The following is a 12,598-nucleotide window of genomic DNA, read 5'->3' on the forward strand; positions in this document are numbered from 1 at the left end:
CGCCGGGCTCGTCGAGATCTCATCATGGACCACTCCCCGCTCACCGCCCTGTCGCCGCTCGATGGCCGCTACGCTTCCAAGGTCGCCTCGCTGCGCCCGCTGCTGAGCGAATATGGCCTGATGCACCGCCGCGTGCAGGTCGAGGTCGAGTGGTTCATCGCCTTGTCCGACGCCGGCTTCGCCGAGTTCAAGCCCCTGTCCGAGGCGGCCCGCGCGCGCTTGCGTGCGCTGGTGCAGAACTTCTCAGCGGCCGACGCGCAGGCGATCAAGGACATCGAGAAGACCACCAACCACGACGTCAAGGCGGTCGAGTACTGGATCAAGTCGCGTTTCGAAGGCGATGCCGAGCTGGAGCGGGCCGGTGAGTTCGTGCACTTCGCCTGCACCAGCGAGGACATCAACAACACCTCGCACGCGCTGATGCTCAAGAGCGCCCGCGAACAGGTGCTGCTGCCCACGCTGGACAAGATCCTCGCCAAGCTGACCGCCATGGCCCACGAGCTGGCGGACCTGCCGATGCTCAGCCGTACCCATGGCCAGACCGCCAGCCCCACCACAGTGGGCAAGGAGATCGCGAACGTGGTGGCGCGCCTGGCGGCCGCCCGCGAGCGTATTGCAGGCGTGGCGCTGCTGGCCAAGATGAACGGCGCGGTGGGCAACTACAACGCCCACCTTGCGGCCTATCCCGGCTTCGACTGGGAAGCGTTCAGCCGCCGCGTCGTGGAACAGCAGCTGGGCCTGAGCTTCAACCCCTACACCATCCAGATCGAGCCGCACGACTACATGGCCGAGCTGTTCGACGCGGTGACCCGCGCCAACACCATCCTGGTGGATTGGTCGCGCGACGTCTGGGGCTACATCAGCCTGGGCTACTTCAAGCAGCGCACCAAGGCGGGCGAGATCGGCTCCTCGACCATGCCGCACAAGGTCAACCCGATCGACTTCGAGAACGCCGAAGGCAACTTCGGCCTCGCCAGCGCGCTGCTGACCCACCTCAGCCAGAAGCTGCCGATCTCGCGCTGGCAACGCGACCTGACCGACTCCACGGTGCTGCGCAACATGGGGGTGGCCCTCGGGTATGCGCTGCTCGGCCACGACTCGCTGCTGCGCGGGCTGGACAAGCTGGAGGTCAACCGCGAGGCGCTCGCCGCAGACCTCGATGCGGCCTGGGAGGTGCTGGCCGAGCCGATCCAGACCGTCATGCGCCGCTACGCCCTGCCCAACCCCTACGAGCGGCTCAAGGAACTGACCCGCGGCAAGGCCATCACGCGCGAAGCGATCCGCGAGTTCATCCAGACCCTGGAGCTGCCGGCCGAGGAAAAGCAACGCCTGCTGGCGATGACGCCGGGCAGCTACACCGGCCAGGCGGTCGCGCTGGCGCAGCGCATCGGCCGCTGAGCGCCCCTCAAGCGGCTATCTGGCGCCGGCGGCTGGCCACCAGCCCGAGAACCAAGGCCGCCGCGGGCCAGGGTTCGGAGCGCGACATCAGGTGTCGGCCTGGTGCCGCGCCGGCCGGCGGGGCGCGGCCGGATCGAGGGCGTCGAGCATGGGCTGCAGCAGCGCGCGCGAGGCGTCCACCGCCGCGGCGCTGTTGCCGCGCGAGATGGCCTCGAACACCCGCAGGTGGGCCGCGTAGTCGGGCTCGGGCAGATCGTCGAGATCCAGGGTCGCGCGCACCGTGGCCCGCACGGCCCGCTCGAAGAAGGCATACAGCTTGGCCAGCGCGGGATTGTGGGCCGCCTCGACCACCGCGCGGTGAAAGGCGAGGTCGTGTTCGACGAACACGCTGCGGCGGCGCTTGTTGAGGTGCTCGCCGCGCAGCGAGAGGGCCGCCCGCATCGCCTCCAGATCGTCGGCGCTGCGGCGCTCGGCGGCCAGCCGCGCCGCCTCGACTTCCAGCATCGCGCGCACCTCCAGGTGCTCGCGCAGCGTCGCCCGGCTGAGGTCCTGGGGCACGTCGCTGGCGTCGACCGCGGAGCGCACCCAGGTGCCGTCGCCCTGTCGCACCTCGAGCACGCCGCTGTAGGCGAGCACCCGCACTGCCTCGCGCACCGTGTTGCGGCTCACGCCCAGCTGGGCCGCCAACTCGGGCTCGATCGGAATGCGCTCGCCGACCTGCCACTCGCCGCGCTCGAGGCACAGGCGCATCCGGTCGACGGCTTGGTCGACCAGCGTACGGCGGACAGGCGATGCGGACATGGACACCTCGACTCGGAACGATGGCATGCAATCATAGGATGATTGCCGGTCTCCCTAAAATGCCGGCATGAACTTCCTCGATCAGCTGCTGCGCGCCGAGCGCGCCCACCACTCCCTGTTGTGTGTCGGCCTCGACCCCGAGCCGGCGCGTTTCCCGGGGGCCTGGAAGGGCGACGCCGGTCGCATCTTCGACTTCTGCGCCGCGATCGTCGACGCCACGCACGACCTGGCGATCGCCTTCAAGCCGCAGATCGCCTACTTCGCGGCGCACAGCGCCGAGGCCCAGCTGGAGCGCCTGATCGCGCACATCCGCGCGGTGGCGCCACAGGTGCCCGTGATCCTGGACGCCAAACGCGGCGATATCGGATCGACCGCCGAGCAGTACGCCCGCGAAGCGTATGTACGCTACGGCGCCGATGCGGTGACCTTGTCGCCCTTCATGGGCTTCGACTCGGTGTCGCCCTACCTGGCCTACCCCGACAAGGGCGCCATCCTGCTGTGTCGCACCTCCAACCCCGGCGGCTCGGACCTGCAGAACCAGCGCCTCGCCGAGGTCGACGGTCAGCCGCGCCTCTATGAGCACCTGGCCCGGCTGGCCCAGGGCGAGTGGAACACCAACGGGCAGCTGGGGCTGGTGGTGGGAGCCACCTTCCCCGACGAGATTGCGCGAGTGCGCGAGCTGGCGCCCACGGTGCCGCTGCTGATCCCGGGCGTGGGGGCGCAGGGCGGCGATGCGCGCGCGACGGTGAAGGCCGGCTATCGGGAGCAGGACGGCCGCATCACCGGGCTGGTGGTGGTGAACTCCTCGCGCGCCATCCTGTATGCGGGCAACGGCGACGACTTCGCCGCCGCCGCGCGTCGCGCAGCGCAGGCCGCGCGCGACGAACTCAACGCGGCCCGCAGCTGAGCCGGCCGGTCCCCGGCTGCCTGTTTCAAGTCGCTGTGACGGTCAGCGGCAGGCTGCGCAGGCGCTGCCCCGTGAGCGTGAACAAGGCGTTCGCCAGCGCCGGCGCCAGCGGCGGCGTGCCGGGCTCGCCAACGCCCGAGGGCGACCGGCTGCTGCGCACCAGGTGGGTCTCGATCTGCGGCGTCTCGGCCAGGCTCAGCAGCCGGTAGTCGGGGAAGTTGCGCTGCTGCACCGCGCCCTGCACGACGTCGATGCGGCCGTACAAGGCGGCGCTCAAGCCGAAGATCACCGCGCTTTCCATCTGCTGCGCGACGATGCCCGGGTTGACCACGGTGCCGCAGTCCATCGCGCAAACCACCCGGTGCACCCGCACCCGGCCCTGCTCCAGGGAGACCTCGACCACCTGCGCGACGATGGAGCCGAAACTCTCGTGCAGCGCCACGCCGCGGCCCCGCCCGGGGGTCGCGGGGCGGTTCCAGCCGGCCTTCTCGGCCGCCAGCTTCAGCACCGCCTGGTGCCGCGGTCGGGCCTCCAGCAGCGACAGCCGGAAGGCCACCGGGTCCTGGCGCGCCTCGTGCGCCAGCTCGTCGACGAAGGCCTCGCTGAAAAACGCGTTGTGCGAGTGCCCCACCGAGCGCCAGTAGCCCACCGGCACGCCGCTGCGCGTCGCGGCGTGCGAGATGCGCTGGTGCGGCACCTCGTAGGGCAGGTCGAACAGGCCCTCGGCGGTGGTCTTGTCCGGCAGGTCGACCGGACCGGTGAGCGTCGGCAGGCCGCGTTCAACCCAGCGCGGCGTGATCGCGTCGCCGGCGCTGGCGAAGCGGAAGGCCAGCGGCCGGCCCTTGGCGTCCAGCGAGGCCCGCAGCACCGCCACCGCGGCCGGTCGGTAGAAGTCGTGCGTCAGGTCTTCCTCGCGCGGCCAGATCAGCTGCACCGGCCGCCCGCCCAGTTCCATCGCGACACGCACCGCCTGGGCCACGTAGTCGACGTCCAGCCGGCGGCCGAAACCACCGCCCAGCAGCTTCACATGCACCGTCACCTTCTCCGGGTCTACCCCCGCGATGCGGGCCGCCACGTCGCGCGCCAGCGTCGGCGCCTGGGTCGACACCCAGACCTCGACCTTGCCGTCGGCGACTCGCGCGGTGCAGTTGACCGGCTCCATCGTGGCATGGGCCAGGTAGGGCGCGCGGTAGACCTGTTCCAGCCGGCGTGCCGCGCCGGCCTCGGCGCTGGCGACCTCACCCAGCGTATAGAAGGCGAAACCCTCGTCGTCGTGCAGCGCTCGGCGTGCCTCGGCCTCCAGCCGGCGGGCGATCTTGCGGCTGTCGAGCAGGCCCGCCGCCGGCTCGTGCGGTGGCGGCCGCCACTCGACCTGCATCGCGTCGGCGGCCTGGCGTGCATGCCAGTAGCTGCGCCCGACCACCGCAACACCGGCGGTGGAACCGGCCATCGCACCCAGCCGCACCACCCGCTCGACACCGGGCCGGCGCAAGGTGCCGTCCACATCGACGCGACCGTAGCTGCCGCCCAGCATCGGGCACATGCGCACCACGCCGTAGACCATGCCGGGCAGACGCACGTCGATGCCGAACACCGCGCTGCCGTCGACCTTGGCCGGCACGTCCAGTCGCGGCGCACTGCGGCCGATCAGCTTCCAGGTCTGGGGCGGCTTGAGACGCACCTCGGACACCGACAGCGCCGCCGCGGCACGTGCCAGCTCGCCGAAGTGGCCGCTGGAGCCCGAGGCGTGGCTGACAACGCCGTCGATGATGCGCAGCTCGGACACCGGCAGCCGCCAGCGCAGCGAGGCCGCGCCCAGCAACTGCGCGCGCGCCGTGGCCGCGGCCAGGCGCAGCACGTCCCAGGCGTCGGCCATGCTGGTCGATCCGCCGGTCGCGCTGACGCCCAGTTCGCGGGCGAACTTGGCGACCAGCCATTCGCCGGTCACCACCCGGCCGCTGCGCTGCCCGTCCTCGCCCTTCTCGGAGGGATGGAAAGGCAGGCTCGCGAGGAACATCGCGACATTGCCATAGATCGCATCACTGCCGGCCTGCTCCAGCTGCACCTTGGACAGAGGAATGTCCAGCTCTTCGGCCACCAGCATCGGCAGCGCGGTGTGCACGCCCTGGCCCATCTCGCTGCGGTGCATCGCCAGCACCACCTGTCCGTCGGGCCGGATCTTGAGCCAGCCGTTGAGCCCGACCTGGCCGTCCTCGACCGGCAGGCTGTGGCGATCGCCGCTGCGGCTGCGCGGCGGCAGCAGGCCGTAGCCCACCACCAGGGCGCCGCCCGTGGCCAGAGCGCTGAGCAGGAAGGTGCGACGTTTCATCCCTGCCTCGCCTCCATGCTCGCGCGGCGCGCCGGCGAAGCGAGTTCACGCGCGGCCGTCTTGATGGCCTGGCGCACTCGCGGATAGGTGCCGCAGCGGCAGAGGTTCGTGATGGCGGCGTCGATCTCGGCATCGCTCGGGTCGCCCTGGCGCTCGAGCAGGGCCGCCGCCGCCATCAGCATGCCGGACTGGCAGTAGCCGCACTGTGGCACCTGGTGCTCGATCCAGGCGCGCTGCAAGACATGCAGCCGGCCCTCGGGCGCCAGGCCCTCGATGGTCTGGACCGAGCGGCCCGCCACCGCACTCACCGGCGTCACGCAGGAGCGCACCGCCTCGCCGTCGACCCGCACCGTGCAGGCACCGCAGGCCGCCACGCCGCAGCCAAACTTGGTGCCGGTCATCTGCAGCACGTCGCGCAACACCCACAGCAGAGGCATCGCAGGATCGATCGCCTCGTCCTGCACCTCGTGCCGCCGGCCGTTGATGTCGAGTTCCATCCGCTGTGTCTCCTGGACCGCCTGAAGAAGGCCGATCGATTGTCGCTGCAGTGTTGCTGCATCGGGCGATCTGCAACGAGTTGCACGCAAATACGGCACGCATTCGTCGCGAACGCGCCTCACTCGGCCCCTGGTGCGCGGAAAGATCGCCCAGCACTTGCTTACACATTTCACGCTTACATTCCGAGCCCCGAGCGTTCCGGATGGATCACGTCCTCCCGACCGCCACTTCGGCAGCCTCGCCGGCCGGGTATACGACCTGATGGACGCGCATGTCGGCTCGATCGAAACCAGCGGGACCGATTGCCAGAGCCAGGCCGCCCGGGCTGTCCCTTCAACAAGGGACCGCCCTGCCAGCCGATGTTCAGCCCGTCGGCCTACACTGCCGGGCATGTGGCAACTCTCCGTGGCTGTCGTCGAGGACGACGCCAAGTTTCGTCAGGCTTTCGTGCACGCGATCGAGGCTGCCCCCGACCTGAAGCTGGCCGGGGCCGGCGCCGATGGTGCGTCCGGCCTCGCCTTGCTGAAGGCCGCGCGTCCCGACGTCCTGCTGGTCGACCTGGGGCTGCCAGACATCGGCGGCATCGAGTTGATCCGCTACTGCGCCGCCCACCTGCCGGAGTGCGACGTGATGGTGGTCACTGTGTTCGGCGACGAGCAGCACGTGGTCAGCTCGCTGGAAGCGGGCGCGACGGGCTATTTGCTCAAGGACACGCTGCCCGAGGACATCGCGGAGCAGATCCGCGCCCTGCACGCCGGCGGCAGCCCGATCAGCCCGGTGATCGCGCGGCAGCTGCTGAACCGGCTGGCCCCCGCTTCGAGTGCCGCGACCGTGCCAGCCGAAGGCGCGCCGGTGTTGTCGGAGCGCGAGCTGGCGGTGCTTACACTGGCGACCAAAGGCTTCACGTATGAAGAGATCGCCCAGATGATGAGCGTCTCCAAACACACGGTGATGACCTATGTGAAGCGCAGCTACCGCAAGCTGCAGGTGAATTCGAAGTCCGAAGCAGTGTATGAAGCTCGCAAGCTGGGCCTGTTGCGCGATTAGCCTGTTCGCAGGCCTCTTGCTCAGCTTCGTCGTTCGCGCTCAGCAGCCAGCCTCCGACGAGGCGGTGCCGGTGCGCCATTTCGAGAGCGCGCTGCATCAGGTGGTGCCGATCGGCCCCCACCTGCCCGAGCCCGGCGTGCTGCGGCCCGACATCTCGGAGCCGGGCTGGAGCGAGGTCGGGCTGCCGGCGACAACACCTCGCGCCGCCGTGGAGGGCACCCCTGGCAACGCCGACTGGGAAATGCACTGGTACCACGTGCGCTACGTGCTGCCGCCGACGGGCGCCTCGCCGCCACTGGCCGTCTACGGCGCGCGGGTACAGGGCGGCCCGGTGGAGGTGCATGTCAACGGGCGCCTGCTGCTCGCGAACCGGCGCAACTGGAACTCACAGTGGAACCGCCCGCTGTACGCCTCGATTCCCCACGACGCGATCTTCACCAGCCCCGGCATCGACGTGACGGTCGACGTGATCGTCGGCGTGCCGCTGCGCGCGGGCATGACCCATTCGCTCGCGACGCTGTGGGTCGGACCGGCCGAAGAGATCCGCAGCATGGCCGACCGCCGCACCCTGATGCACATCACCGGCCCGCAGGTCACCAGCCTCACCATCCTGGTGCTCGGGCTGTTTTCCTTCGGCTTCTGGTGGAGCCGTCGCAAGGAGTCGGCCTACCTGCTGTTCGCGCTGGTGTCGTCGGCCTGGTGGCTGCGCAATCTGCACTACCACATCGACCTGCCGCGCAGCGACGCGATGCACGAGTGGTTCTGGTGGGCCACCAACGCCTCGATGTCCTGGGTCATGGTGCTGACCTATCTGTTTGCCTTCCGCTTCCACCACCGGCGCTACCGCGCGGTGGAGCGCGTGCTGATCGGCTTCACGCTGCTGACGGCCGCGCTGACCACACCCTGGATGCCGGTCGACCTGCTGGTGCTGCAGCACACGCTCAATGCCATCGTTTCGGTGTTCGTCACCGGCTTCCTCAGTTGGGTCGCGTTGCGCCACGGCAGCCATGAGCTGCGCGTGCTGACCGCGACCTTGTGGGTCTGCATCGTGCTGGGCATCCACGACATCCTGCTGGTGAGCCTGCGCATCACACCCGAGTCGGCCTACCTGCTGCCCTACGCGACCTTGCTGGTGTTCGGTGCTTTCCTCTATGCGGTGCTGCGACGCTACAGCGGCGCCATCGCCGAGGTCGAGCTGATCAACGCCTCGCTGGAGCACCGCCTGGGCGAGCGCACCGCCGAGCTGGAGGAGAACCACAAGCGGCTGCGCGCGGTGGAGCGCGAGCAGGCCCTGCTGCTGGAGCGCCAGCGCTTGATGCGCGACATGCACGACGGCATGGGCTCGGCGCTGATGTCCTCGCTGGTGCTGGTCGAGCAGGGCAAGCTGGACCTGCCCTCGGTGGCCCAGGTGTTGCGCGAGTGCGTCGACGACCTGCGCCTGGTGATCGATTCGCTGGAGCCCATCGGCCACGACCTGGTGACCCTGCTGGCGACCTTGCGCTACCGTCTCGGCAAACGCCTGGAAGCCGCCGGGCTGCAGCTGGAGTGGCAGGTCGACGACCTGCCGATGCTGCCCTGGCTGGACCCGACCGCGGCGCTGCAGGTGCTGCGCATCGTGCAGGAGGCACTGACCAACATCCTCAAGCACGCCCGCGCGCGCAACGTGCGCATCGCATTGAGCAAGGCGGGCGACCAGGTCGAGGTCTGCGTCACCGACGACGGCGCGGGCTTCGACGTCGCGGCGATGACTTCCAACAGCGAGGGCGGGCGCGGGCTGCGCAACCTGCGCAAGCGCGCCCAGGGGCTCGGCGGCGACGTCAGCTTCAGTTCGGAGCCGGGGCGCACCTGCATGACGCTGACCCTGCCGGTGCAGCGGCCCTGAAGCCGCAGCGCCGCCCGGCTCAGGGCACCGCCAGCGGCTCGCCTTCGACGAACACCTTCAGCTCGCCTGGGTCGAAGGCGGTCCAGGCCTCGTTGGCGGTGAGCGGCTCGGTGACGATGACCGCGACGCGGTCCTGAGGCGCGGTGACATCGGCGAAGTTGACGCTGAGGTCCTCGTCCTGCAGCCGAGCCACCGGGAAGGGGTGACGGCGCACCAGGTAATGCAGCCGCGTCGAGCAGTGCGCCCACAGCGCATGGCCGTTGCTGAGCATGAAGTTGAAGGTGCCGTGCGAGGCAATCTGTGGCACCAGTTCCCGCAGCGTCTCGGTCAGCTGCTCGGGAGTCGGCACCGTGGCATGGTTTTTCGCCAACTCCTGCAGCAGCCAGCAGAAGGCCTGCTCGCTGTCGGTATCGCCGACCGGGCGGAAAGCGGCATGCAGCCGCGGCGCATAGCCCTTCAGGTCGCCGTTGTGGGCGAACACCCAGTAGCGCCCCCACAGCTCACGCACGAAGGGATGGCAGTTCTCCAGCGCCACCCGCCCCTGGGTGGCCTTGCGGATGTGGGCGATGACGTTGGTGCTCTGGATCGGATAGCGCCGCACCAGCTCGGCCACCGGCGAGCCCAGCGCGCGCTGGTGGTCCACGAAACAGCGCACGCCCGCGCCCTCGAAAAACGCGATGCCGAAGCCGTCCGCATGCTCCTGGGAGCGCGTCGCGAAGCCCGTGAAGCTGAACACGATGTCGGTCGGCGTATTGCAGTTCATGCCGAGGAGCTGGCACATGGCGATCGGGGGGAGGCGTGGGGAAGGCACCATCCTACGATGGTCCGGATCAGCATAACCCGCGGGCGCACCGGCCGCCGGGGACTGGCCTCAGGATGTCCACCGTTCTAGGCAAATTTTCGGATTTTGCCTATCATGCTTGTCATGCCCGCACGCTCCGAACTTTCCTCTTCGCTAGAGCAGCAGCTGCTTGTGCAACTGGGAGAGCGGCTGCGCCGTGCCCGGAAGTCGCGCTCGCTGTCCGCGGTGGAGCTGGCACGCCAAGTCGGCATCTCCCGCACGACGCTCAGTGCAGTGGAACAGGGCGACCCGTCGCCAGCGTTCGGCACCTATGTGCGCGTCTTGTCCGCCCTTGGCATGGTGGCGGACCTGGCATTGGTGGCCACGAGCAAGGCAGCATCTGCCTCGGCAGACGAACCCGTCGTGCCGACCAGCCTGCACCGTGCACAGGACCTGCAGAGCTTGCTGATGCACCAAGAGGCGGTGAGGCTCCTGCGCAAGGACCCCACCCTGGTGGCGCGGCTGGAGCAGACGCTTTCGCGCTGGTCAACGCGGGACGACCCCAACAGCCGGCCGCTGTTGCAACGCTGGGCGGACATCGTGGCGGCTCAGGACTGGAACCTCGCCATAGCCGACACCGAAGAAGCGCGACAGCTGCGGCAGGCCTCGCCCTTGGCCACCCTGCTGCCCGACGAAACCCGTCAGGCCATCATCCGCGAGGTCAAGGCTTTGAAGGAACGTGCTCGTGCAGCTGCATGAACTGGAGCACCTGATTCGCGCTGCTGCGCGCATCACGAACGAATACGAATTTGTCGTCGTCGGCAGTCAATCCATCCTCGGCTCGGTCCTGCGGCCGCCGGTCGAGTGCGTGATGTCCAACGAGGCGGACATCTTTCCGATGAACGCGGAAGACAAGGCGGACCTCATCGACGGTGCCATCGGCGAAGGCTCGCAATTCCACGAGACCCACGGCTACTACGCCCAGGGCGTGGACTCGACCACCGCCATCTTGCCGTCAGGGTGGCGGGACCGGCTGGTGCGAGTCCAGTCCGAGCAGACCGAAGGCCGCGTCGCCTTCTGCTTGGACGTCCTCGACCTGTTTCTCAGCAAGTGTGCCGCGAACCGCGAGAAGGACCGGGTGTTCAACCGGGCGCTGTTGGCGCACGGGCACATCAGCGTCGAGGCGGCGCTGGCACGCCTTCCCGACATGCCGGTGGGCAAGCACCGCAAGGTCGCCATCGCAGCCCTCATTCAGCGGCTGGCCGAGGAAGCCAAGGCCTAGCTTCCCGAACGCCCGGGCCTGAGGCGGCGTTTTTCTCGGGCAGGGCGCCGGCCGTCATCAGCCGACGCCGCAGCCTCGCTCACACCTCTTCGTACAGCGGCAGCGTCAGGAACTCCGCGAACTCGTCCTGGGTGCTCATGACCTCGAAGATCTCGGCCGCGCGGTCGAACTTGCCGGCCGCGCCGCTGTTCTTGACCTTCTGCAGCTCCTCGGCGACCAGCGACTTCACCATCTCGGCGCTCACCTTGCGACCGTCCTCCAACACGCCCTTGGGCGAGCGGATCCACTGCCACACCTGCGAGCGGCTGATCTCGGCGGTGGCGGCGTCCTCCATCAGGTTGTGGATGGGCACGCAGCCGTTGCCGGCCAGCCAGGCACCCAGATAGTGGATGCCGACGTTGATGTTCATGCGCAGGCCGGCCTCGGTGATCGGGGTCTCGGGCTGGAAGTCCAGCAGGTCCGAGCCCTTCACGTTGACGTCGGGACGTTGCTTGTCGATCTGGTTGGGCCTGTCGCCCAGCACGGCGAGGAATTCCTTCATCGCCGGCTCGACCAGACCCGGGTGGGCGACCCAGCCGCCGTCGTAGCCGTCGGTGGCGTCGCGCTTCTTGTCGTTGATGATGCCCTGCATCGCGATCGCGTTCTTCTCGGGATCGTTCTTGATCGGGATCAGCGCGCTCATGCCCCCGATGGCGGGCGCCTTGCGCTTGTGGCAGGTCTTGAGCAGCAGCAGCGCATAGGCCCGCATGAAGGGGCTGGTCATCGTGACCTTGGCGCGGTCGGCCAGGCAGAAGTTCTTGTCGACCTTGAACTTCTTGATGCAGCTGAAGATGTAGTCCCAGCGGCCCGCGTTCAGGCCGGCGCTGTGCTCGCGCAGCTCATACAGGATCTCGTCCATCTCGAAGGCGGCCAGCACGGTCTCGATCAGCACCGTGGCCTTGATGGTGCCCTGGGGCAGGCCGACCTCGTTCTGCGCGGCGACGAAGATGTCGTTCCACAGGCGCGCCTCCAGATGGCTTTCCATCTTGGGCAGGTAGAAGTAGGGGCCGGCGCCGCGGGCCAGCTGTTCCTTGGCGTTGTGGAACAGGAACAGCGCGAAGTCGAAGATGCCGCCGCTGACACGCTGGCCGTCCACGGTGACATGCTTCTCGTCCAGGTGCCAGCCGCGCGGGCGCACCTGCAAGGTGGCGATCTTGTCGTTGAGCTGGTAGGTCTTGCCGCCCTGCTCGAGCTTGATGGTGCGGCGGATCGCCTCGTAGAGGTTGATCTGGCCGTGGATCTGGTTCGACCAGTTCGGGGTGTTGGAGTCCTCGAAGTCGGTCATGTAGCTGTCCGCGCCCGAGTTGAACGCGTTGATGATCATCTTGCGCTCGACCGGCCCGGTGATCTCGACGCGGCGGCACTCCAGCGCCTTCGGGATGGGCGCGATGGTCCAGTCGCCCTCGCGGATGGCACGGGTCTCGGGCAGGAAGTCAGGGCGCTCGCCGGCATCCAGGCGCTTGGCGCGCTCGGCGCGGGCCTTCAGCAGTTGCTGGCGGCGCGGCTCGAAGCTGCGGTGCAGCTTGGCGACCAGCTCGAGCGCCGGCAGGGTCAGGATGCGCTCGAAGCCGGGCTCGATCGCGCCGGTGATCTGCATGCCTTGGGGCAGGGAAAGGGACATGGTCAGCTCCTAG

11 protein-coding genes are annotated in these 12,598 nt (G+C 68.9%); 6 read left to right on the top strand and 5 right to left on the bottom strand.

Annotated elements, in window-relative coordinates:
* Positions 1 to 24 precede the first annotated feature (24 nt).
* A complete protein-coding gene (gene purB, locus OOT46_RS13490; RefSeq protein WP_265404129.1) occupies positions 25 to 1,398 on the top strand; it encodes an adenylosuccinate lyase in 1,374 nt (457 codons plus the stop codon).
* Positions 1,399 to 1,485: 87 nt separating this feature from the next.
* On the opposite strand, the gene OOT46_RS13495 is transcribed toward purB, so the two are convergent.
* Positions 1,486 to 2,199 carry a FadR/GntR family transcriptional regulator gene (locus OOT46_RS13495; RefSeq protein ID WP_265404130.1) on the bottom strand — a complete coding sequence of 238 codons (714 nt, stop codon included), beginning with the start codon at positions 2,197 to 2,199 and terminating at the stop codon, positions 1,486 to 1,488.
* A 67-nt stretch (positions 2,200 to 2,266) separates the two neighbouring features.
* Here OOT46_RS13495 and pyrF point away from each other — a divergent pair, with 67 nt between their 5' ends.
* A complete protein-coding gene (gene pyrF / locus OOT46_RS13500) occupies positions 2,267 to 3,106 on the top strand; it encodes an orotidine-5'-phosphate decarboxylase (protein WP_265404131.1) in 840 nt (279 codons plus the stop codon).
* 25 nt (positions 3,107 to 3,131) lie between these two features.
* On the opposite strand, the gene OOT46_RS13505 is transcribed toward pyrF, so the two are convergent.
* The gene (locus OOT46_RS13505; protein WP_265404132.1) at positions 3,132 to 5,435 is read right to left on the bottom strand and encodes a xanthine dehydrogenase family protein molybdopterin-binding subunit; all 2,304 of its coding nucleotides are present in this window, start codon (positions 5,433 to 5,435) and stop codon (positions 3,132 to 3,134) included.
* The gene (locus OOT46_RS13510) at positions 5,432 to 5,932 is read right to left on the bottom strand and encodes a (2Fe-2S)-binding protein (protein WP_265404133.1); all 501 of its coding nucleotides are present in this window, start codon (positions 5,930 to 5,932) and stop codon (positions 5,432 to 5,434) included. The genes OOT46_RS13505 and OOT46_RS13510 overlap by 4 nt, the downstream gene beginning before the upstream one ends.
* A gap of 391 nt (positions 5,933 to 6,323) precedes the next feature.
* Here OOT46_RS13510 and OOT46_RS13515 point away from each other — a divergent pair, with 391 nt between their 5' ends.
* Positions 6,324 to 6,980 carry a response regulator gene (locus tag OOT46_RS13515; protein WP_265404134.1) on the top strand — a complete coding sequence of 219 codons (657 nt, stop codon included), beginning with the start codon at positions 6,324 to 6,326 and terminating at the stop codon, positions 6,978 to 6,980.
* Positions 6,981 to 6,996: 16 nt separating this feature from the next.
* Positions 6,997 to 8,862: a sensor histidine kinase gene (locus OOT46_RS13520; protein WP_265404135.1), complete on the top strand. Its 1,866-nt coding sequence runs from the start codon at positions 6,997 to 6,999 to the stop codon at positions 8,860 to 8,862.
* A 19-nt stretch (positions 8,863 to 8,881) separates the two neighbouring features.
* Here OOT46_RS13520 and OOT46_RS13525 read toward each other — a convergent pair whose 3' ends face one another.
* Positions 8,882 to 9,643 (bottom strand): class II glutamine amidotransferase, encoded by a 762-nt coding sequence (locus OOT46_RS13525; RefSeq protein ID WP_265404136.1) that lies wholly within the window; start codon positions 9,641 to 9,643, stop codon positions 8,882 to 8,884.
* Positions 9,644 to 9,787: 144 nt separating this feature from the next.
* On the opposite strand from OOT46_RS13525, the gene OOT46_RS13530 reads away from it, so the two are divergent.
* Complete coding sequence (locus OOT46_RS13530; RefSeq protein WP_265404137.1) at positions 9,788 to 10,402, top strand: helix-turn-helix transcriptional regulator; 615 nt, start codon at positions 9,788 to 9,790, stop codon at positions 10,400 to 10,402.
* The gene (locus tag OOT46_RS13535; RefSeq protein ID WP_265404138.1) at positions 10,389 to 10,925 is read left to right on the top strand and encodes a DUF6036 family nucleotidyltransferase; all 537 of its coding nucleotides are present in this window, start codon (positions 10,389 to 10,391) and stop codon (positions 10,923 to 10,925) included. Before OOT46_RS13530 ends, OOT46_RS13535 begins: the two co-directional genes overlap by 14 nt.
* A gap of 79 nt (positions 10,926 to 11,004) precedes the next feature.
* Here the strand turns inward: OOT46_RS13535 and aceB are convergent, their stop codons facing one another.
* Positions 11,005 to 12,585, bottom strand: coding sequence for a malate synthase A (aceB, locus tag OOT46_RS13540; protein WP_265404139.1), 1,581 nt, complete (start codon positions 12,583 to 12,585; stop codon positions 11,005 to 11,007).
* Positions 12,586 to 12,598 lie beyond the last annotated feature (13 nt).

This window comes from Aquabacterium sp. A7-Y, from assembly GCF_026153205.1.
Taxonomy (GTDB): domain Bacteria; phylum Pseudomonadota; class Gammaproteobacteria; order Burkholderiales; family Burkholderiaceae_C; genus Caldimonas.